The sequence below is a fragment of the Nodosilinea sp. FACHB-131 genome, assembly GCF_014695395.1.
Taxonomy (GTDB): domain Bacteria; phylum Cyanobacteriota; class Cyanobacteriia; order Phormidesmidales; family Phormidesmidaceae; genus Nodosilinea.
Genome location: NZ_JACJOF010000016.1, coordinates 1 through 21,273, shown reverse-complemented (window position 1 = coordinate 21,273; position 21,273 = coordinate 1). Strand labels below are relative to the sequence as shown.

Below are 21,273 nucleotides of genomic sequence, written 5' to 3'. Positions count from 1 at the left end.
TTGGGGTACCCCGCCCAGGCGAGGCGCTCTAGCTAACGTTTGCTGCGGCCTTTTGGTCCCACGAAATCAGCCTTCGAAAAGCTGGATCAAAGGCCATCCGCCCCATTGCGTTGTAGGCCTGAGTTGTTGCGCCATGGGCGCACCGGGAGTCTAGGCCCATGTCGCTAAGTTTGGCTAAGCACCCCCAGGAAAGACGGGTTTAAAGCACAATTAATCTACTCCCCTCCTCCAAGGTCATGGTTCAGAATCTCAAGTTTGATGCGGTCAGCGATCGCCTGCCACCCCAAAACATCGAGGCCGAAGAGGCCATTCTGGGCGGTATTTTGCTCGACCCTGAAGCCATTAACCGGGTGATGGAGATTCTCACCCCCGACGCCTTCTACATCGGTGCCCACCGGGATATTTATAAGGGGGCGCTGGCCCTCCACGCCAAGGGGCAGCCTGCCGATCTGATGACGATCGCCGTGTGGCTGAAGGACAACGGCAAGCTCGAACAGGTGGGTGGCCAAACCCGCTTGGCTCAGCTGGTCGATCGCACCATTAGCGCCGCCAACATTGACCAGTACGCCACCCTGGTGATGGACAAGTACACCCGCCGCCTGCTGATTCAAACCGGGGGCGAAATTTCTCAGCTGGGCTACGACACTACACTGCCCATTGAGAATGTGATGGATCAGTCGGAGCAGCGGCTGTTTGGCATTACCCAGTCGCGGCCCCAGGGGGGGTTGACCTCCACGTCCGATATTTTGATTGAGACGTTTTCAGAGATCGAGCAGCGATCGCTCGGTGTTGTGCTGCCCGGCATCCCCTGCGGCTTCTATGACCTAGACGCCATGACCCAGGGTTTTCAGCGTTCTGACCTGATTATCGCCGCTGCCCGTCCGTCAATGGGAAAGACCAGCTTCGTGCTCAATATAGCTCGCAATATCGCTGCTTTACAGAAGCTTCCTGTAGCTATTTATAGCTTAGAAATGTCTAAAGTGCAGCTGGTCTATCGCCTGCTCTCTAGCGAAGTGGAGATGGAGAGCAGTCGCCTGCGCACCGGACGCATTGCCCAGAACGAGTGGGAAAAACTGGGCCACGCCATCAGCATTCTCTCCCAGATGCCGATTTTCATCGACGATACCCCCAGCATTTCAGTGACCGAGATTCGCTCTCGCTGCCGCCGCCTCCAGGCCGAGCAGGGCGGTGCCCTGGGGCTGATTTTGATCGACTATCTCCAGCTGATGGAGGGTGGCGGCGACAACCGGGTGCAGGAACTGTCGAAGATGACGCGATCGCTCAAGGGTCTCGCCCGCGAACTCAACGTACCGATCATCGCCCTCTCCCAGCTCAGCCGGGGCGTCGAATCGCGCACCAACAAGCGTCCAATGATGAGCGACCTACGGGAGTGCGTCACTGGCGATACCCTGGTTGTCCTCGCAGACGGTCGACGAGTACCGATTCAGGAGTTGGTAGGCAGCACCCCAGACGTGGTGAGTTTAGATGAACAGGGTAAGTTGACCCAGGCTCAGGCCGACTTAGTTTGGCAGGTGGGTACTCGCCCAATTTATGAGTTGACCACAGCCAGCGGACGCAAAATTCGCGCGACTGAAAAGCACCGACTCTATACCCTCGATGGCTGGCAGCGATTAGAGCAGTTGAAGAAGGGGAGCCGTATTGGTGTGGCTCAGCATCTGCCCGAACCTGCTGTTGCCGAGACCTGGCCTGAGTTAAGGCTGGCACTACTAGGGCAGCTAATTGGCGATGGTAGCTACCTCAAGGGGCAGCCCCTTCGATACACCACCAGCTCCGAAGACAATAGCCAGATCGTCAAATTAGCTGCTGAGCAAGAATTTGGCTGTGAGGTAAAGCGCTACAGGGGCAGAGGGCAGTGGCATCAGCTTTTGATCTCTGGTAACGGCAATCGCTGGCGCCCTGCCGGGGTAAATTGTTGGTTACGGCAGCTTGGCATCTTTAACCAGCCTTCTCGGGAGAAACGCATTCCTGCCGAAGTGTTTCAGCTCTCCAATCAGCAGGTCGGTCTTCTCCTAAAACACCTGTGGGCGACCGATGGCTGTATCTCTGTACGGAAGGGCAGAGGGGGAGATGCCGTATTCTTCTCCACCAGCAGTGAGGGCTTGGCCCGCGATGTTGCCGCTCTACTCCTAAGGCTCGGCATTTGGGCCTCCGTGTTTTGGCAGCCAAGTCAGTGCTTTACCGTCAACGTTCAGGGTAGCGTCAACCAGCTGAGGTTTTTAGCTCAGGTTGGGGCTTTTGGCCCTAGGGTAGAACCCGCTGCTGCTCTACGGCTCAAACTTGAGGGCATCGTCTCAAATCCCAACCGAGACACCTTGCCCAAGGAAGTTTTTGATCGAGTCAAAGCTGATATGAGAGCCCAGGGCATTAGTCAACGCCAAATGGCAGCCTTGCGAGGCACCTCCTACGGCGGGACATCACACTTCAAATTTGCTCCTTCTCGGCAAACACTCCTCAGCTACGCAGAGATTCTGGCCAATGAATCCCTTAAGGAAATTGCCGCAGCAGATATTTTCTGGGATGAAGTGCTTTCTATTGAGCCTGCGGGGGAAGAACCCGTGTATGACCTGACTGTACCGGGGCCTGCTTCCTGGCTAGCTGACGGCATTGTGTCCCATAACTCGGGTGCGATCGAGCAGGACGCCGACCTGATTATGATGCTCTACCGCGAAGAGTATTACGACCCCGACACCCCCGATCGCGGCATTGCCGAGATCATCATCACCAAGCACCGCAACGGCCCCACCGGCACTGTCAAGCTGCTGTTCGAGCCGCAGTTTACCCGCTTCCGCAACCTGGCTACACCGGGGATGTAGCGGTTGCCGCTGGGCTGGCCTTAAGCCGATGGAGAGCGTTGGGCGTAAACTCCACTGGGAGTTGTGGCACCCAACCTCGGGGGCTTATATTTTGCTCCTTTGAGAGGTAATGTAGCGATCGCGCAGCCTCTCTTTTAGAGAATCGCGACTCAACCTTAGGAGACCTCCCATGGGCGACATGATTAGCTTTAATCGACCCGATGGCCAATCGTGCCAGGGCTACTACGTCGAGCCAGCCAGCGGCAGCACTGCCCCCGGCATTGTCGTGATTCAGGAGTGGTGGGGTCTGAACGACCAGATTAAGGGCGTGGCCGACCAGCTGGTGCAGCAGGGCTACCGGGTGCTGGTGCCCGACCTCTACAAAGGCGAAGTCACCGTCGAAACCGCCGAGGCCGAGCACCTGATGGGCAACCTCGACTTCGGCGATGCCGCTACCCAAAACATTCGCGGTGCGGTGCAGCACCTCAAGGCCGACAGCCCCAAGGTGGCGGTGCTGGGCTACTGCATGGGCGGCGCGCTCACCGTGCTGGCCGCCGTCTATGTGCCCGAGGCCGACGTGGCGGTCTGTTGGTATGGGGTGCCGCCCGCTGAGGCCGCCGACACCCGCACGATTTCGATTCCCTTTCAGGGGCATTTTGCCGAGCAGGACGAGTTCTTTCCACCTGACCAGGTGAAGGCCTTTGAGGCGCGACTCCGGGAGGGCGGCGTGAACTATGAGTCTTACTGGTATGACGCCCACCACGCCTTTGGCAACGAAAACAACGACATCCACGACCCCGAGGCCACGAAACTAGCCTGGGAGCGATCGCTCACCTTTCTCGCCACCCACTTGGCCTAGCAGTCTGCCAAGCCAAAGGTGATGGGTGAGTAGGGGTTCAAGGTTTAGGGTCTTAGGTTCGTGACCTGCCTTGAACCCGACACCTTAAACCCTCAACCCCAGTTCCTAGGGTTGGTCTGGATCAATCCCCTGGGCACGGAGTAGGGCGGCTAGGCGATCGGCCCGCTGTCGCTCTGTCTCAGCTCGCTGGCGTTCGATCTCAGCTCGCTGGCGCTCTGTCTCGGCTTGTTCAGAACTCCAGAGCAGCAGGTTGCCCTCGGCATCCCACCAGCGCAGCCAGTTGAGGGTTTGGGCCAAGCGTTCTCCTGGCCAAACCCCTAGAAAAAGGTCTAGTGACGGAATCCAAAAGCGGCCTTGGTCATTGGGGAGTTGGGATACGTAATGCCCCGCTTCTAGGCACCGTACTTCGAGCTTGGCAACCGCTGGATCGTAGATGACGTAGGTGGGGATTCGCAAAATTTGCTCATAGATGTAGAGCTTGCCGTAGGGCTGAGTGGTTCGAATCGACAGCTCACCATTGTCTGCCGCTGAAAGAAACTCCATAACCACCGCTACGGGGTCGCCTTCCAAGTGGGGGGTGTAGCTGCGGCGAACTAACTCTGGAGGGTAGGGGTTGACCCGAGGCACGTAGAACCAGTCGGGTGCTTTGACAACAATTTCACCGTTCATTCTGACCACCAAACCGAAGTTGGAGCCAATTAGCATCTCAGACCGAATTCGCTGGGCCGCTCCTAGGGCATCGGTGAGGGCGGCGGCTAGGGGCGGCTGTTGAATGTTTTCCGCCGGATCGTCGGGCAGTACAAAGTCGGCGGGCAGGGGGGGCCAGTGCGGGGCTGAGCTTGAACCATGGTCGCTCCTCAAGCAAAACCGTTTGCGGCTGTTGTCTGTTTCTATCCTAATCTGTCGCTTCTTTGCTGCTGGATGCAGGCTGCTCCAGCCATACGAAATCCGATTTGGTAAACCCCGATTCCTGATCAGGAACTCCGTAGGTTTGCATGCTATGCCCCTACAAACCGAGGGTATTTATTCGGGATTTCGCATCAGACCGGCTATTCCATAATTAGGATTACGCCCTGCACCTGCTTTTTGGCGTTTACCAGAGGGGTGCAGGTAATGTGGCAGCTCAGGCTGCGGCCCTTGCGGTTGACGGCCTCGATGGTCAGCTCGACGGAGCCGACGCCGGCTGAGGTTAGGCAGTCGCGAATGGGCTGGCGCAGCTGCTCTACCGGCAGACCCATATCTAGGTTGAGGAAATATTGGCCGACGACTTCTTCAGGGCGCAGGCCCCAGAGGTCTTCGGCTTTGTTGTTCCAAATTTGCACTTGCAGGTCGCGGTTGACCACCGCCACGCCGCCCTTGAGGCTAGTGAATACACATTCTAAAAACGTGTTGCTTTGATTGAGGTCGCCGCTGCTGCGCTGGAGTTCTTCGTTGAGGGTTTGGAGTTCTTCGTTGGCCGATTGCAGTTCTTCGTTCATGGTTTCCAACTCTTCGTTGGTGGATTGCAGCTCTTCATTGGTGGTTTCTAGTTCTTCGTTGGTGGATTGCAGCTCTTCATTGGTGGTTTCTAGTTCTTCGTTGGTGGATTGCAGCTCTTCGTAGGCCATCTCTAGTTCTTGGTTGGCGTGCTCTAGCTCGGCCTGCAACCGTTTGAACTGGGTAATATCGACAAAGCTAATGCTGGCTCCGAGAATGGCGCTGTCGCTGCCAAACAGCGGGGTGATCTGCACCTCGAAGAAAATAGAATCACCTCGAGGATTTTGCCAGGCGACATCGGGCAGGTTGACGGTGCGGCGGCGTTCGTAGGTTTCTTCTAGGCAAGAGCGCAGCTCTACGGGGCGGTAGGAGAGTTCTAAATCTTGCAGGGGGCGGCCGATATCCTGCTGGGAGAGACCAAAGAGCACCTTGACACGCTGGTTGGCCAAGACCAACACGCCGTTGTGCTTGAGCACAATGCGGGCCACCGGGCTGACGTCAAAGGCGGTCTCTAGCAGGCGGAGCTGGTCGGTCAGGTCATCGGCAGTGCCTTCGTGACCGGTTTGAGCCATAATCAGCAGGCGATCGCGCCCGCTCAACTGAGGCACCTTGGTAAAGATGCGCCCCTTTAGCTGCACTGGGCTAAAGAGTTTGCTGTGGGTGAGCAGCATTTCGGCTTTGCCTAAGAACAGATAGCCATTGTCATTGAGGGCAAAGTGAAACCGGGTCAAAATTCGAGCCTGGGTTTCAGCGTTGAAATACATCAACGTGTTGCGGCACAGCAGCAGGTCAATCTTGGAGATCGGGGCATCTTGAACCAGGTCGTGGCGGCCAAAAATGACCGATCGCCGCAGCTCTTTGCTAAAGGTGTAGATTTCGTCTTTGTAGTCAAAAAATGTGCTGAGCTGAATCTCTGATAGGCCGTCTATCTTGTGGCCAGAGTAGGTGGCCTGGCGCGCCGTTGCCAGAGCGTCTTCGTCTAGATCGGTGGCATAGATTTTGACTCTGGCCTGAAACTGCTCAAGGCCCAGCAGCTCTGCCAGCATTATGGCAATGGAGTAGGTTTCCTCGCCGGAGGCGCAGCCAGCGCTCCAGACTCGGATGGGCTCGGTTTCTGCCTTGGAGCGAAAAATTGCCGGTAAGACGTCGGTGCGCAGGGCATCCCAGCTGGTGGAATCGCGAAAAAATGCGGTGACGTTGATCAGCAGTGTGTTGAACAACTGCTGAAATTCATCGGGATGCACCTCTAAATAGTCGATATAGTCACTAAAACCGGTGACACCGACTGTCTGCATGCGGCGGGTGACGCGCCGCATCAGGCTGGGCCGCTTGTAGCCCGTAAAGTCAAACCCCCGAGTGCTGCGAACGTAGTCTAATAAAGTTCTAAAGGCGGCATCGTCAGAATTTTCTAAATTTGAGACCACAGACTACATCCTTGCTTGCTGCACCAGGTTGATCAGGGTTTGGGGAATGGTCTCTAGGGGCAAAACCCAGTCTACCTGGCCGGTATCAATGGCCGTTTGGGGCATGCTGGCCACATTGGCGGTGGCCGGATCTTGCACAATCACCCGACCGCCGTGCTGCTTAATGGCCTGAATGCCGGCAGCGCCATCCCGACCATAGCCGGTTAGAACGACGGCGATCGCCCGCTCCCCAAAGCGCTCTGCCACCGATACTAGAGTACAGTCGGCGGCGGGCCGAGAGTAATTTACTTTGGCGGTGTGGGTCAGGCGCAGGGTGCGACCGGCCCCAATCAGCAGATGGTGGTCGGGGGGGGCTGTGTAAATCGTCCCGGCCTGCAACAACTCTCCGGTTTTGGCGTCTTTGACGGTGAGCGACGTCATAGGCTTTAAGACTTGGGGCAGCAGGCTAGCCATGTTGGGGTCAAGGTGAATGACCAGGACAATGGCGGCGGCAAAATCGGCGGGTAGCTGGGGCAGCAGTTGCGCCAACGCTTTGATGCCCCCAGCGGAGGCCGCGATCGCCACGATGTCAAACCGCGCCGCTGAAGATGGCACCGAGGACGGCGAAGCGTTCATAGGGTTTTAGGCCAATAGCCCAGTGTCTGGTCTAGCATGACGGCGAAATGACGACCTAGGCCTAACCAGGGCAAACAATAGACTGTGGTAAGGCACGGCTCAACTTCGAAAGGGTTGGAGCGCGATCGCCAGTTCCGCCAAGCAGCTAGCAAAGGGGTACAGATGCCCACCTCTGAATCAGTTTAGACTCGTTCTGCCGCCAGAGACAGCGCTCTAATTTTAGTTAATTAAATGAAATAAACAGTCACGTTGATTTCGTCTCTCTTCTATCCAGAGGTCGATGATTCCAGCGGCTTATTTAGAAAAAGTTCTGCTTCCCAAACGAAAGTAAAGATTTCCTTAACCTCTCTTAAAAGAAAGACTTTTAACTGTCTCTTTGACAGGAGTAGGAAGAATTAGTCGGCAGTTAAAGCTACAGAAAATCGCTGTTAAAACGCCCGCTTAGATGCTTAGAAAACGTGTTTACCCCGTCTAAAAAGGCTCAGGAATAGTGTCTCCTTGAAGATGAATTTCTTTCTGATTGAGAATTAGCTGCCTGACGAGGCGAGCGTCTTCTTCAGCCTCCCGAGCCCGTTTTAAAAACTGTTCGGCTGATTGGGTTCGATTTTGCTGATGGGCGTGGGCCATCAGCCGGCGAGACAGGGCGGCTCGCTCTTCGATCGCCCGCACCGCCGTCCACAGGGCGCGCTCTAGGTTTTCACCGTGGAGCGTCATCAAACTGTCGAGGGAGTAGGCGTGGCCGATGTGGCAGCGAAACCGCAGCAGACTGTAGGCGTCCCGCAGTTCCCACAGCACGCCACCACAGTCGGGGCAGGTGAATGGAGAGGCAGCGTTGGGTCGCTGGCCCTCTTCGGCGGCGGCTTTCTCTTCGGCAACAATTTTCTCTTCGGGTACGAGTGGATTACTGGTCATAGGAGATTCCTGCGTAATAGGAGATTCCTGCGTAATAGGAGATTCCTGCGTAATAGGAGATTCCTGCCTGGCGTCTGCCACTAAATCCACAATGTGGTTGGCTAGAGCGGTAATTGGCAGCACTTGATCGACGGCGACATGGGCGATCGCATTTTCAGGCATGCTTCTAAACATCGCCTCGTCAGGGTCTTGCACGAGGGCGACCCCGCCCTCGGCCTTAATCACCTGTAGACCATTTGTGCCGTCGTCTAACATGCCCGTGAGCACCACCCCCACGGTGTAGGGGCCATGGGCCTGAGCCGCCGAACGAAACAGCACGTCGATGGCGGGGCGATGGCCGTTTTCCCTAGGGCCTCGGTTCAGCTCTATGGTGCCGCGATGAACCAGCAGGTGATAGTCGGGCGGGGCCACATAGATGCGCCCTGGCTGAATGGTTTCGCCGCTGTGGGGATGGGCGGCGGGCAGGGTTTTGGCACGGCTAAGAATATCAGGCAAAAAGCTCACACTACCAGCCGGAAAATGGACTGCTACAAAAACCGCGGCGTTGAGCTGAGGGGGTAGTTGTTCAACTAGCTGCATCAACGCTTCAACTCCACCGGCTGAAGCACCAATGACAACAACACGACAATTGGTCATAATCTGCTCCTACCAGCGGCGTCCACAAACAACTAGTTCAACAGTTTCTCCAAATTCAAAGCTTAACTAAACCGTCGCAGATCAGCATCTCCCCTGGGCCTGTATATGGTTAGACCGCTAGCCTTTGAGGGCCGCCGTTTTGCCGAGGGCGCGATCGCCCAAAATCACCCTCTGGAGAGATAAAAATTGTCAACCCGTGCCCGCAGCATTAGCATTAACAGGAGCGAGCAACCTTGACCTGACGCGCTAAAACGCCGAAATTTGGAGAATTTATGAAAGTTTTGGTCGTCTACTATTCTATGTATGGCCACACCCTGAAGCTGGCCCAGGCGGTGGCCGAGGGCGCGGGGCAGGTGGCCGGGGTAGAGGTGGTGTTGCGCCGGGTGCAGGAGTTCGACGCTGTCAACCAAATCATTGACCAAAACGAGGCCGCCCGCGCGGTGCGAGAGCAGCAGCAGCAGATTCCGGTATGCACCGTAGACGACCTCAAACAAGCTGACGGCGTGGTGTTTGGCTCGCCCACCCGCTACGGCAACATGACCGCCCAGATGAAGCAGCTGTTTGACTCAACCGCCAGCCTCTGGCTCAACGGCGACATGGAGGGCAAACCTGCCGGGGTCTTCACCGCCACCGCCTCGACCCACGGCGGCCAGGAAACCACCCTGCTCACCATGATGGTGCCCCTGCTGCACCTGGGCATGCTCGTGGTGGGCGTGCCCTACTCAACCGCCGGCATGATTCACACCGAGGCCCGAGGCGGCACCCCCTATGGGGCCAGCACCATCACCGGTGGCCAGGGCGAACTCCAGCCCCAGCCAGAAGATTTGGCGATCGCCCGCACCCTGGGGCAGCGGGTAGCCGAAGTCACCACAAAAGTGCGCGGCTAGCGCTCAGCGGCAGATGGCGGGGGTCTCTTGGCTGGGGCTGACGCTCTGCGGTAGTTCAATGGTGAACTCACTGCCCTGGTCTAGCTCGCTGTTGACGGTAATCGTGCCCTGCATGACCTGCACCAACGCATAGACAATGGCCAGCCCCAAGCCGGTGCCTTTGGCGGCGCTGCGAGCGTCGTGCACCTGCCAAAACTCTTGAAAAATGTGGGGCTGATCTTCTAGGCTGATGCCGCAGCCCGTGTCTTTGACCTGTAGCAGCAGTCGGTCGGCGGGCAGGGGGTCCAGGCTCACCACAATTCGCCCGGCATCGGTAAACTTAATGGCGTTGGAGATCAGGTTGGTCAAAATTTGCCGCAGCCGGTTGCGATCGTTGACCACCACCACGGGGCGATCGGGCAGGTCTGCCTCTAGAGTCAGGGCCTTTTGGTCGGCCAACGTGTCCAGTTCGTCTATGGTGGTCACAATCAGGTCGGTCAGGTCAAAGCGTTCGAGCTTTAGCTCAACCTGGTCTGCCCGCAGCCGCGAAAAATTGAGCATGTCTTCAATCATGCCGAGCAGGTGCTGCCCGTTGTGAAAGATGCGCTGCACCATCCTGACGGTTTTAGAGTCGCGCTTGGGGTCAAACTGCGCCATCAACACCTGAGAAAACCCCAAAATGGCGTTCATCGGCGTTTTGAGCTCGTGGGAAACCGTGGCTAGCAGCTGCGCTCTCAGGCGATCGGCCTCTAACAGTTCTAGATTTTCAACTTGCAGCTGGCGCAGGGTGGCTTCGGCTCTTTTGCGATCGCTAATATCCCGCATTTGCCATCGCAGCCCAACCCCATTGCCTTCGATATCTTTGACGATCTCAACCGTTGTCGAGACGGTGATGGTGGCGGCTTTCCGCCTCTGTAGCGTCAGCTCCCAGCCCTCGATGCGATGCGACGTCGCAATCTGGCTCAGCAGCGTGCGAAAGGACACCCGTTCAGCCGGGGGCACATGGGTAACCAGGGGTTTGCCAATCAGGTAGGGCTGCTCCAGATTCAACAACGCAACGGCAGCATGATTTGCCTCCTGCACCACCCCGTTCATATCGGTTACGAGGTAGCCATCGGGGGCAAAATTGAACAGATCTTGGTAGCGCTGGCGCTCGGCCTCAGCAATGTGGTTAGCGGCAGCGAGCTGTTCGTTTTGGGCCAACAGCTCTTCTTCGGCAATGTGGAGTTCTTCTACCGCTAGGCCCAGTTCTTCTAATAGAGCTGTGGTTAATTGCTGAGATTCGTTTGAAGGAAGCTGCCGGGTTTCTTCATAGAGCGCTGTCACCCGAGTCTGAACGTTCTCAATATAGCGAGTAAACACCTCGTCCCTTGCCACACTCACAAAGCCCCCTCTCAGCTATTCGCTCAGTCTGCCGCCATTGCCCTATCACCGCATCCACCCCACGAAATATCGGCTGAGGGCTCGAGGGGCAGAGCGCAGACGCACCCTAAGTTTTAGTTCGAAACAAGAGGGCTGATCCACGCTATTGACAGCCGCTAGCACTAGCATTACATATTTTTACTGAGGCCAAGGTAATAACCTTGACCCCAGTTGACAGATTAGCGCAGGCGTCTACTGCACCGCCGCCGAGACTCGCACCCGTTGCAGACTCTCGGCCAGCTGGCGCACCACGGCAACCATAGCCAGAGAATTGTCGAGCCGGTTGACGGCAGAGCCCACGCCAACGCCAGCCGCACCGGCGGCGATCGCCATCGGTGCGGTCACATCTGACAGGCCCGATGCGCAGAGCACCGGCACCGACACAGCCCGAGCGATCGCGTGAGCGGCAGCTAGCGTCGGCGCCGCCTTCTCAATCAACCCCAGGGTGCCGGGGTGAGTCGGCTGGCTAGAGGTGCCCCCCTCAGTCTGAATAATGTCGGCCCCAGCATCCACCAAAGCTTCGGCCAGGCTCACCTGCTCATCCAGCGCCAAAATGTGGGGCACCGTGACTGACAGCGTAATCTGGGGCAGCAGAGCGCGGGTGCGGCGGGTCAGTTCGAGCACCTCGGGCGCTTCAAACCGCCGACCCTGAGCGTAAAAAGCATCAAAGTTGCCAATTTCGATCAGGTCGGCCCCAGCCGCCACAGGGGCGAGAAACACCTCGGCCTCGACGGCAGAAACACAGATGGGCAGAGTCGTGGCGGCCTTGGCCAAGCGAACCAACTCGGCATCGGCGGCGATATCCACAAAGGTGGCACCGCCCTGGTCGGCGGCCTTCACCACGGCCACCACCCGCTCGGGGTCAAAGTTAGTGAGACCGCTAATAATTTTAAGGGCGCTGCGGGTATCGAGGGCGCGTTGTAAGTCAGAGCGCATAGGTCTATCTCTCAAGATTGGGCAGTGACCCGCCCAGGACATAGCTGGGCGGGCGCTAGTTTGACCTATTGTTGCACTGTTGGCCGAATTGCGGATAGCCCCATGTTTGGAGTTCTTAGTTCTCAGTTTTGAGTTCACCAGTCAACTCAAAACTCAAGATTTAGAACTCCACCGCATCCACCGCTGCCGCCACAGCCGCTGGGTAATATAAAACGGGCTGATCAAACTGTAGAGATAGAGCCGCATTTCGCAGGCGGTCACCGTATCGCTGACCACCTCGCCCTGGTATTTGACCAAGTGGCGCACAATTTTGCGAATATCGTTGACCAGATAGGCATGGGCCGCCAGCGGACGCTGCCACAGGGGCACGCTGAGCATGCGCGTGCGATGGCGGCTGAGGCCAATGCCCCGAAACATTTGCAGCAGATAGTCGCGCTCAAACCGACTGGCCGGAATCTCGTGCTGCATCCGCATGGCCGGGTTATACCAGATCTCCCAGCCGTGGCGCTGCATGTGGAGCACCACCTCCAGATCCTCCCCAGCAGCCCGAAAGCCAATGGCATCGGCCAGCGACAGTTGATCGGGCACACTGCCCAGCCAGGCCTGCCGCCGCACCACTAGCCCCGCCGCTGGCGGCAACACCTTCTGTTTGGGGGCATAGAGCAGAGGGGCAGAGCCGCGCTCGGTCAATGCCAACAGCGACCCAATGCGGCCAAAGTTTGGCGGTGGGGTCACTTCAAAATCTCCCCGAATGCGGCTGCCAAAGGCCCCCGCCTGGGGGTGAATCTGGCCAAAGCGGTGGGCCGCAACCACCCAGCCCAGAGCCGGGTGGTTGTCGTCGTCTAGAAACCCGATTAGGGGGCTGCGGGCGAGGGTGATGGCCGACTGGCGAGCATAGCCAGCCCCCTGGCGGGGCTCAAAGGCATAGCGCAGGGGAATGTCTTGGGGCCACTGCTGCTGATAGGTTTTGAATACCTGGGCGGTGCCGTCGGTGCTGTTGTTGTCAACCACAATCACCTCCCAGGCCAGGTGCTCGGTGCCCAGCTGGGCCAGCAAGCAGTCGAGCACCTTGGGCAGGCGGTGCTCACCGTTGTAGGTGCAGATCACCACCGATAGGTCGAGAACTTCTTTGCCAGGGGCCGCATTGGCCAGCTTTAGCCGCAGGCGCCGCAGCAGGCGTTGGGTGTAGCTGGGCAGCGGTCGGTGGGCCATCGCCCGCCGCTGAAGGTCTGAGGCGCCCAGTCGTTTAGCGGGGGGAGAGCCTACACCGGCAGAGAACGAGTCAGCGATCGCCAAAAAAGACTCAGCCATCGGTACCAAACCCTTTGCGCTACTGGGTGACATTCCCCAGTGTGCCCGTGGGGAAAGGCCCAATATCTCGGCTGGTAGCTGAGTCTAGCCGCAATGGCCGCTGGCTTAGTGCAGCCCCGGCTCGATCTGGCTGATGGGGACAAAGCACTCGGTGGGCAGCAGCACGGGGCGATCGCCAAAAATCAGCTTGCCGCGATGGGTTTTAGTGCTAATGGCAATGCCGATGGGGCGCTGCACATCCTCGGGGTGCACTTCGTAATAGGTGCGGTAAATTTGCCGGGCCGACTTGAGCAGGGCCGGGTTAAGCGCCATAGGCAGGGCACCAGCCCCCGATAGCTGACTGGGCAATGGGCTAGAAGAAGGGGGTTGCTGTAGACCGTACACGGCTCACCTGTGCGCTTATGAACAGACTTTAACTCGACTTTTCAGGGGCAGCACATTCTAGAAAGACTTCTAGAAAGAACTTTATGACAGGGCACTCAATAGGGCTTCGCCCATGGCCTTGCAACCCACCTGGGTCATAGTCTCAGACATGATATCGCCAGTTCGATAACCCTGATCTAAAACTGTGGTGACAGCTTGCTCAATGCGATCGGCGGCGGCGGGCTGATCGAGGGCGTAGCGCAGCATCATAGCGGCGCTCAGCACCTGAGCCAGGGGGTTGGCCTTGTCTTGGCCAGCAATGTCGGGGGCCGACCCGTGGACGGGTTCATAGACCCCTGGGCCGCTGGCCCCCAGGCTGGCCGAGGGCAGCATGCCAATGCTGCCGGTGAGCATCGCCGCCGCATCGGAGAGAATGTCGCCGAACAGGTTGCCAGTCACAATCGTGTCAAACTGCTTGGGCCAGCGGATCAGCTGCATGGCGGCGTTGTCTACATACATATGCGTCAGGGCAACGTCGGGGTAGTCGGCGGCCAGGGCGGTGATGCGATCGCGCCACAGCTGCGACACCTCCAGCACGTTGGCCTTGTCTACTGAGCACAGCTGACCTTTGCGCTTCTGGGCAGTCTCAAAGGCGACCTTGCCGATGCGATCGATCTCGCGATCGGTATAGGCCATGGTGTTGACCCCCCGCTTTTCCCCCGTCTCGGTTTCAAACACCCCCTTAGGGCTACCAAAGTAAATACCCCCAGTCAGCTCCCGCACCACCATAATATCGACCCCTTCCACCACCTCTCGCTTGAGCGAAGAGGCGTCGATTAGCTGCGGCAGAATGGTAGCCGGGCGCAGGTTGGCGAAAAGTTCTAACCCCGATCGCAAACCCAGCAGCCCGGTCTCAGGTCGCTGGTGGCGGGGCAACGTATCCCACTTATAGCCGCCGATCGCCGCCAGCAGCACCGCATCGCTGGCCTTGCAGGTCTTCAGCGTTTCCTCCGGCAGCGGCTCCCCGGTTTCATCGATCGCGGCTCCCCCAATCAGCGCTTCCTCAAACTCAAAAGCCAGATCCATCTGGCGGCCCACGGTGTTGAGCACGTCCACCGCCACCGCCATAATCTCAGGGCCAATGCCGTCGCCGGGCAGCAGGGTAATGCGATAGGTCGAAGTCATAGCGTTTGCAAAAGATGGATCGAAAATAGGGCCGGCACCACCCCCCAGCCAGCCTGGAAAGCGCACCGATTCAATATCATACCCCCAGGGACCAACCCCGCCCCGCCCGCTTTTCCCCAACTCACCCGTCCCCAATCCGACCCACCCAGCCCTCAGCTGATGGTCGATACTCTACACGGGCCAACAACCGTTTGCCCCTACAAAATTCCTGCTCTGATCAAAGTCCCAGTCTCCCAATAAAACCCCACCGCCCCTCATCCACCCATCTACCCGCCCACCCTCCTACCCATCCACCCCCTATGCCCCAATACCTCTACCTGCACGGCTTCGCCTCCAGCCCCCAGTCGGCCAAAGCCCAGGCGATGAAAGCCCGCTTCGCCACCCTCGGCCTCGATCTCACAATCCCCGACCTCAACCAGGACGACTTTGGCCACCTCACCCTCAGCCGCCAAATTCAACAGGTCAGCACCCTGATTCAGTCTCAGTCTGAGTCCACGGTGCTAATCGGCTCCAGCTTAGGCGGCCTCACCGCCGCCTGGGTTGCCCAGCAGAGCACCATTACAGCTCGCATCGAAAAATTGGTGCTCCTTGCCCCCGCCTTTGACTTTCTCCAGCAGTGGCTGCCCCGCCTCGGCCCCGATCAACTCAATACCTGGCGCACCGAGGGCACCCTCCCCGTCTACCACTACACCGAGCAGCGCACCCTACCCTTGGCCTATGACTTTATTACCGACGCCCAAGGCTACAGCGACGATGCCCTAAACGCCCCGATCCCGACCCTGATTCTCCACGGCACCAATGACGAGACTATATCTATAGAAGCCAGCCGCGCCTATGCGGCCCCTCGCCCCTGGGTGCGCCTAGTAGAACTTTTCAGCGACCACGCCCTGACAGATGTGGAGAAAGAGATTTGGCAGCACACTCAGGGATTCTTGGGACTTTGAAGGGGCGATCGCAATTAAAGGCTGACGAGCAAATCTATCAGCAGTTACTCGTAGTGAGTCCACATCCGCAGAATTTTGACGGTGTGCTCAGCCTCAATCACTTCGTAAACTAGCCGATGCTGAATATTAATGCGTCGAGAATAGGCTCCGGCCAAGTCCCCCATCAATTTTTCGTAGGGCGGAGGGTTCTGAAACGGATCAGCTTGAAGCACATCCAGGAGGCCCTGGGCCTTTTGTTTAAGGTTGCTAGCCACCAGCTTTTTGGCATCTTTTTGAGCTTGTTTTGTGAAAACTAGCCGCCAACTCACCAGTCAAGCTCCTCATCGCAGGCGTCGGTAGGGGTAGCCAGTCCTGTTTTAATCGATTCCCGCATACCGGGCACCGACAGTAAATAGAGCGTTTCTTGAATGCTTGCCCAGTCTTCTTCAGACAGCAGCACAGCATTACTATCAGCCCCAGTAATCACAATCGGCTGGTGAGACTGGGTTACTTGATCGATTAGGTGCTGTAAGTTGCTTTGAGCCTCGGTCAACGGCCACTGCGCCATCAGGTTTCTGCCTCGCTGGGTTTCTTCTAGTCTAGCGATCGCAGCCTATCCACAAACTCGTTTCAAGAACTGCAACCCCCGTGCCACAATTAGCCCAATCCTCTACGTTAGTAACAGGGCAGCCCGGTGGAACCGTCTTCCCTCAGTGCGTCAAACAGTGAGCCCAACCCAGGCTCAACCCAGGGGCCACCAACCCCACGGCAGTTGAGCAGCATTAAAGCGCAGCTCGACCTGGTGCTGCTGGCCCTAGAAGCCCTCACGGGCCTGGGGTCAGACGCCATGCTGGCAGCGGCAAACGATCTAGGAGTATCAGATTTGCTCAGCGATCGCGTCAACCTGTGGCGACTGCGCCAGGCCAGTCCGCTGCGCAAGGGACAGGGCCGCAAAAAGCTCGATGTTGACGAAGCCCGCGCCCTGGTGCTGGTGAGTTGTCATTTAGCGATCGCCCATCGCGACCCCATTCGGCAGGCCGTGGCGCGGCTGGAGAAAGCCCTCGAACAGGGGCAGCTTCCACACCGCACCGCGCAGCTAGGCGATTACCTCGACGCCTTTAGCAATGCCTACCAAGACCGTATGGAGGGCGACCAAACCGCTACCACCGACGAGATCAACGCCCTAGGGCTGAAGCTGCTGGTCGATCTATTGTTCTACAGCGGGTCTGGCGGCAGCCGTAAGCTGTGGGTGGCGCTGCTAGAGCGGGCTGGCCAGTGACGAGACGTTTGAATTTTGGATTGGTTAAGGTGTTCTTGAGCTGAGTGCTATGGCTGCGATCGCCACTGTCACCTCCTATGAATATGCAGCGGGCACCTGTACTCTGCGGCTGGTGGGAGAGCTTTCACCCCTGAGTCAGGTGACGGGCCGCCCGGTACTGGGGCGATCGCGGTTTCACCTGCAAGTGCAGGGAGACGATCCGCTCAGAGAAGCTAGAACCCTCGCTAGCCAGGCCATGATTTTGGAGATCGGTGGCCGAGAGCCGCAGTTTTCAGCCCTGGCAGATTTGGTGCAAACCTATGTTCAGAATTATCTCAATGCCGATGCGCTAGCCGCTGGAGGAGCGGTTGCTCGGGGGGAAAATTCGCTTCAACCCGTCGGGCTCACCCGCCATCGACTCACCCTGACTGTGCCCCCAGAGCCACCTCGGGTAGTGGAACTTTCTACCCTGCAACTGTCCGATCTGGCCGATGCCCTAGAGCAGGCCGACAGCAACCTTCAAATCCTGCCCGACACGGCGACGCCCAAGGCTCGTCGCGTGCGCCCCAAACTGCCGCTTTGGCTGGGGTCCGTAGCGGCGGTGGGCATTGCGGCGCTGCTGGGTAACCAACTGCTTACCACCGCCCCTAGCTCCGTAGTGCTTTCCCCTAGCGAGTCTCAACCTACCGATGAGTTAGCAGGTCAGAATTCTGCCGATAACCCACCGCTCACCCAAGCAGAACCTGTGCCCCCCGCCGCCAATGCTCCTACGGCGGAAGACTCTGCCCCTGCTGCCACAGGCGAGGCTTTGCCAGCACCCATTACAACAGCTCCGACCAATCCAGCGGTCCCCTCTGCGACTGGACCAGGGGCCTCCTCAGGCAGCGCACCTGAGCCTGGAACTCCCAAGGCATCGCCCCCGCCCTCTACTGCCACTGCCCCAGCTCAACCCTCCCAAACCGAAACTGCTCCGGCCCCTGCCTACCCAGCCCAGGCCGGGGGGCAAGCCGCACCTGACGCAGGTATAGTCGCCGAACAGGCTCCCAATGCTGCCCCGCCCGAGGCCCGAACGGCCCCGGCCAGCCCCGAAGCCTTCGACACTGGCCCCAGCATTGCCGCCACGACCGCCCCCGACTCTGCGATCGCCTGGATTAGCAACCTCACCCAGGCCCTTGAGCAGCAGTGGCGCCCCCCGGCAAACCTAGCCGCGCCCCTGCGCTACCGCCTTGCCCTTGAGCCCGACGGCACCGTAACCGCCCTAGAGCCTCTCAATGACTTCTCGGCTAATTACCAAAACAATCCCACCCTGCCTCAAGTTGGTGACACCATCCCTGGAGTCATCAAAGACGCAGCAACCACGGTAGAAGTGCAGTTTCTGCCCAGCGGAGCAGTCGTCGTGGTGCCGCCCGAAGCTTCTAACCCTTAGGACTACTGGGGAGTTGCCCCTTGGGAACCAGCCTCTGGCCGGCGCTGGCTCCTACGCTTGGCCTTGCGCATTTGCAGAGTTGACATGGCTTTATCTACCGGAAACCCGGCGACGGGAATGACCTGGTGCTTGCGATCGCGCTCTAGCTCCTTGAGCTCTGTGTAGTCAAGCCAGTGGATGCAGTCTACCGGGCAGGTGTCGATCGCCTCTTGAATGAGTTCCTCAGAGTCGCCATCCTGGCGGTAAACGCGCGACCTGCCGTGGTCAGGCTCAATATAAAAGGTATTGCGGGCCACATGGGCACAGTGCTTACAGCCAATGCAGGTAATTTCGTCAACATAGACGCCCTTTTGGCGCAGTTGACCGCCCAGCTCGGGTTCATAGCCGGTGCGGTCTTCTGTCTGGCGCAGGTGGCCACCGAGTTCGGGTTCAAAGCCGGTCGCACTAGGTTGCCCATCAAACTGTGTCATTGTGGTTGCTACTCGTGCTTTAGAACGCCCAAATGCTGGGCTGATACAAAGAAAGGGGCCAAGTAGCCCCTTTCCAAGATTCAAAAGGTCAATAGGTTAGCCGTTCCAGCGCTGCACTACTAGCCGCACAGAACCATCTTCCCGCACCTGCTCCTCAGACAGCTGAAAGCCCTGGCGAGAGGTCTCAGCGACTACGGTGTTATAGGCGTAGCGCTGGGTCACCCGGCTGAGGAACCCTTCAACGGTTAGCGGTTGCTGCCAATATTGCAGATCAGCCACCAGCTCGTAGTCACTGGTTTCGGGGTTACGGCGAAAGCCAATATCGTAGCCATTGTCTTGGGCGATTACCACATCTGCGGATTGGGTTTGGCCTTGGTAGCCACGCACATCACATGGGCCAGACTTCCAGTCAGTGCCCATGTCATTCAAAGCCAGCTTTAGGGAATCTAGATTGCGAATTTTGGTTTTGATTTGGCTAAAGTGTGACATTTGCTAGGGGTGATAGTAGGGGACTCTAGAATCGAAAAATTACCACTGACTGTAGGCAGTTTGGGCAGCCACAGTTTCGGTAGCCGTCTGCTCATTCCGCTGAGCGAAATACTCAGAGGTTTGCTGCTGCGCCACCACGGTACCTAGCTGAGCTTCAATAGCCGCAGTTACCTCAGCACAGGAGGCCCCCACGATGCCAGTCACCGTCTCTTTAACCCGGCCGTCAGGGTAAATAATGAACTCTAACGTTTCCATAGGACTGCTCGTTTCAACACCATTGATGGTGATACTCGTGACCTTTAAACATCGTGGGTGTTAACATCTTCCTCAGCGATCTGTCAGGTTGGCAGGCGCCAAATTAGTAACCCGATCTTAATCAGCAGGGGTAGTGTAATTCGCCACTGTTCATTACGAAACTCAATCTAATGCATTGATCCCGGAAGTGGGCACATCCATTAGACGTAGTGTCGCGTAACTTTTAGAGAGCGTCAAGGCAACTTTTGTTACATATCGCAGCGCTTTTGACGACTTACAAACGATAAACAGCCGTTTCAGCCCCATCTCAAGTTGCAGCATGTATTAAGAAAGTTAAAGATCAGACTTTCGGTTCGATTGCAAAGGTCGCAGGAAAGCAGTTGTTTCACTATCCCATCGCTGTCGCCGAGTTCAGTCCATAACTCCTGAGCTGCACAATCCTAGAGACTTATGCTAATACATGGCTCTGACACTTTTAAGCAGCAGTAAAAGCAGCTAGCTGCCGCGTTGTGCGCCTGCCACAGTGTTTAGAACGACCAAGTCGTTGGTGGGACACGGTAGATTCTATCGCCAGTCACAACGTCGGCAAATTGCTCATGGAGCATCGTGACTGTAGAAACCTGGTAGTTAGCATCTGGCATGGGTTCAGATAACGTCTAGCTCTGTCATACCAGGCTGCTGTCTCAACTAGGCTATCAGCTCCAAACTGATGAAGCTCTGCTCCTTTCCTTGATCAAGCACAGCCAAGACTCTAAAGAGTTGTTTACCCAAAATGCCGTTGGCTGGATGCTGCGGGAATATTCCAAAACTGCTTCAGAAGCCGTACAAGTGTTTGTAGTGGAAACGCTCTTAGTTCCCTCAATTAGCAAGAAGCTCTGAGATGGCGAAAGACTAATGGAAAACTACAACCAAGCTAACAGCTGAAAGCCAGGGGAAGCGACAACGACAAGTTCGATAACACTTTGAGTAACTGCGATCGCCCCCTAAACCGACGTAGCTATCCTGCACCCTGACCTACCAAATCTGCACCACTTGGTAGGCATACAAAAAGCGCCCCCCATGCGGGGAGCGCTCTTTGCTTAATCAATCAGCGGAGTAGTCAGTCAAGACTAGCCGATGATCTCAGGCGCCTCAGCAGTCGCCAAGTCGAGGGGGAAGTTGTGAGCATTGCGCTCGTGCATCACTTCCATACCCAGGTTCGCCCGGTTGATCACATCCGCCCAGGTGCCAATCACACGACCCTGTGAGTCAAGGATGGACTGGTTGAAGTTGAACCCGTTGAGGTTGAACGCCATGGTGCTGATGCCCAAGGAGGTGAACCAGATACCAATCACCGGCCACGCACCCAAGAAGAAGTGCAACGAACGGCTGTTGTTGAAGCTGGCGTATTGGAAGATGAGACGACCGAAGTAGCCGTGAGCCGCAACGATGTTGTAGGTCTCTTCTTCTTGACCAAACTTGTAGCCGTAGTTCTGCGACTCGGTCTCGGTGGTCTCACGCACCAGAGAGGAGGTCACCAGCGAACCGTGCATGGCGGAGAACAGAGAGCCACCAAACACACCCGCGACACCCAGCATGTGGAAGGGGTGCATCAGAATGTTGTGCTCAGCCTGGAACACCAGCATGAAGTTGAA

At 57.4% G+C, this 21,273-nt stretch carries 20 protein-coding genes and 1 pseudogene; 6 read left to right on the top strand and 15 right to left on the bottom strand.

From position 1 onward, the window contains the following. Nucleotides 1–236: 236 nt before the first annotated feature. Nucleotides 237–2,834, top strand: coding sequence for a replicative DNA helicase (locus H6F75_RS10260; protein WP_190751810.1), 2,598 nt, complete (start codon nt 237–239; stop codon nt 2,832–2,834). A 169-nt stretch (nt 2,835–3,003) separates the two neighbouring features. Next, a complete protein-coding gene (locus H6F75_RS10255; protein ID WP_190751808.1) occupies nt 3,004–3,672 on the top strand; it encodes a dienelactone hydrolase family protein in 669 nt (222 codons plus the stop codon). A gap of 105 nt (nt 3,673–3,777) precedes the next feature. Here H6F75_RS10255 and H6F75_RS10250 read toward each other — a convergent pair whose 3' ends face one another. The 4 genes from H6F75_RS10250 to H6F75_RS10235 all read right to left on the bottom strand — a co-directional run bounded on the left by H6F75_RS10250 (nt 3,778) and on the right by H6F75_RS10235 (nt 8,735). Further along, nucleotides 3,778–4,533, bottom strand: a complete 756-nt coding sequence (locus H6F75_RS10250) for a Uma2 family endonuclease (RefSeq protein ID WP_190751806.1) — start codon at nt 4,531–4,533, stop codon at nt 3,778–3,780. Nucleotides 4,534–4,721: 188 nt separating this feature from the next. Beyond that, complete coding sequence (locus H6F75_RS28065; protein ID WP_190751803.1) at nt 4,722–6,572, bottom strand: CheR family methyltransferase; 1,851 nt, start codon at nt 6,570–6,572, stop codon at nt 4,722–4,724. A gap of 3 nt (nt 6,573–6,575) precedes the next feature. Then, a complete protein-coding gene (locus tag H6F75_RS10240; protein ID WP_190751801.1) occupies nt 6,576–7,187 on the bottom strand; it encodes a chemotaxis protein CheB in 612 nt (203 codons plus the stop codon). A 471-nt stretch (nt 7,188–7,658) separates the two neighbouring features. Further along, nucleotides 7,659–8,735 carry a chemotaxis protein CheB gene (locus H6F75_RS10235; protein WP_190751799.1) on the bottom strand — a complete coding sequence of 359 codons (1,077 nt, stop codon included), beginning with the start codon at nt 8,733–8,735 and terminating at the stop codon, nt 7,659–7,661. Between the two features lie 272 nt (nt 8,736–9,007). Here H6F75_RS10235 and wrbA point away from each other — a divergent pair, with 272 nt between their 5' ends. After that, nucleotides 9,008–9,622, top strand: a complete 615-nt coding sequence (gene wrbA, locus H6F75_RS10230) for an NAD(P)H:quinone oxidoreductase (protein ID WP_190519604.1) — start codon at nt 9,008–9,010, stop codon at nt 9,620–9,622. Between the two features lie 3 nt (nt 9,623–9,625). On the opposite strand, the gene H6F75_RS10225 is transcribed toward wrbA, so the two are convergent. The 5 genes from H6F75_RS10225 to leuB all read right to left on the bottom strand — a co-directional run bounded on the left by H6F75_RS10225 (nt 9,626) and on the right by leuB (nt 14,818). Continuing rightward, a complete protein-coding gene (locus H6F75_RS10225) occupies nt 9,626–10,984 on the bottom strand; it encodes a HAMP domain-containing sensor histidine kinase (protein ID WP_347710635.1) in 1,359 nt (452 codons plus the stop codon). Between the two features lie 231 nt (nt 10,985–11,215). Beyond that, entirely contained in the window at nt 11,216–11,959 is a 744-nt protein-coding gene (locus H6F75_RS10220) for a DUF561 domain-containing protein (protein WP_190751797.1), read from the bottom strand. A 153-nt stretch (nt 11,960–12,112) separates the two neighbouring features. Next, the gene (gene hpsE, locus H6F75_RS10215) at nt 12,113–13,270 is read right to left on the bottom strand and encodes a hormogonium polysaccharide biosynthesis glycosyltransferase HpsE (protein ID WP_206754677.1); all 1,158 of its coding nucleotides are present in this window, start codon (nt 13,268–13,270) and stop codon (nt 12,113–12,115) included. A gap of 105 nt (nt 13,271–13,375) precedes the next feature. Then, a complete protein-coding gene (locus H6F75_RS10210; RefSeq protein ID WP_190519675.1) occupies nt 13,376–13,582 on the bottom strand; it encodes a hypothetical protein in 207 nt (68 codons plus the stop codon). 153 nt (nt 13,583–13,735) lie between these two features. Beyond that, nucleotides 13,736–14,818 (bottom strand): 3-isopropylmalate dehydrogenase, encoded by a 1,083-nt coding sequence (gene leuB / locus H6F75_RS10205; RefSeq protein WP_190751795.1) that lies wholly within the window; start codon nt 14,816–14,818, stop codon nt 13,736–13,738. 299 nt (nt 14,819–15,117) lie between these two features. Between leuB and H6F75_RS10200 the strand changes: the two genes are divergently transcribed. Then, nucleotides 15,118–15,762, top strand: coding sequence for a YqiA/YcfP family alpha/beta fold hydrolase (locus H6F75_RS10200; RefSeq protein WP_190751793.1), 645 nt, complete (start codon nt 15,118–15,120; stop codon nt 15,760–15,762). A 44-nt stretch (nt 15,763–15,806) separates the two neighbouring features. Here the strand turns inward: H6F75_RS10200 and H6F75_RS10195 are convergent, their stop codons facing one another. Further along, on the bottom strand, nt 15,807–16,070 hold the full coding sequence (locus H6F75_RS10195) for a Txe/YoeB family addiction module toxin (protein ID WP_190751791.1): 264 nt from the start codon (nt 16,068–16,070) through the stop codon (nt 15,807–15,809). Further along, on the bottom strand, nt 16,067–16,309 hold the full coding sequence (locus H6F75_RS10190; protein ID WP_190751789.1) for a type II toxin-antitoxin system Phd/YefM family antitoxin: 243 nt from the start codon (nt 16,307–16,309) through the stop codon (nt 16,067–16,069). Before H6F75_RS10190 ends, H6F75_RS10195 begins: the two co-directional genes overlap by 4 nt. Before the next feature lie 126 nt (nt 16,310–16,435). Here H6F75_RS10190 and H6F75_RS10185 point away from each other — a divergent pair, with 126 nt between their 5' ends. Together H6F75_RS10185 and H6F75_RS10180 are read left to right on the top strand one after the other, a co-directional pair. Next, nucleotides 16,436–17,020 (top strand): DUF3038 domain-containing protein, encoded by a 585-nt coding sequence (locus tag H6F75_RS10185; RefSeq protein ID WP_190751787.1) that lies wholly within the window; start codon nt 16,436–16,438, stop codon nt 17,018–17,020. Between the two features lie 49 nt (nt 17,021–17,069). Next, nucleotides 17,070–18,425, top strand: coding sequence for a DUF4335 domain-containing protein (locus tag H6F75_RS10180; protein ID WP_190751785.1), 1,356 nt, complete (start codon nt 17,070–17,072; stop codon nt 18,423–18,425). Nucleotides 18,426–18,427: 2 nt separating this feature from the next. Here H6F75_RS10180 and H6F75_RS10175 read toward each other — a convergent pair whose 3' ends face one another. From H6F75_RS10175 to H6F75_RS10155, 4 genes and pseudogenes are all read right to left on the bottom strand, one after another. Then, nucleotides 18,428–18,895: a ferredoxin gene (locus tag H6F75_RS10175; RefSeq protein WP_190751783.1), complete on the bottom strand. Its 468-nt coding sequence runs from the start codon at nt 18,893–18,895 to the stop codon at nt 18,428–18,430. Between the two features lie 96 nt (nt 18,896–18,991). Further along, complete coding sequence (locus H6F75_RS10170; protein ID WP_190751781.1) at nt 18,992–19,384, bottom strand: DUF1257 domain-containing protein; 393 nt, start codon at nt 19,382–19,384, stop codon at nt 18,992–18,994. A gap of 39 nt (nt 19,385–19,423) precedes the next feature. Then, nucleotides 19,424–19,639, bottom strand: a complete 216-nt coding sequence (locus H6F75_RS10165) for a DUF2997 domain-containing protein (RefSeq protein WP_190519618.1) — start codon at nt 19,637–19,639, stop codon at nt 19,424–19,426. 1,109 nt (nt 19,640–20,748) lie between these two features. Continuing rightward, nucleotides 20,749–21,273, bottom strand: a pseudogene (locus H6F75_RS10155) (photosystem II q(b) protein); the annotation flags it as partial.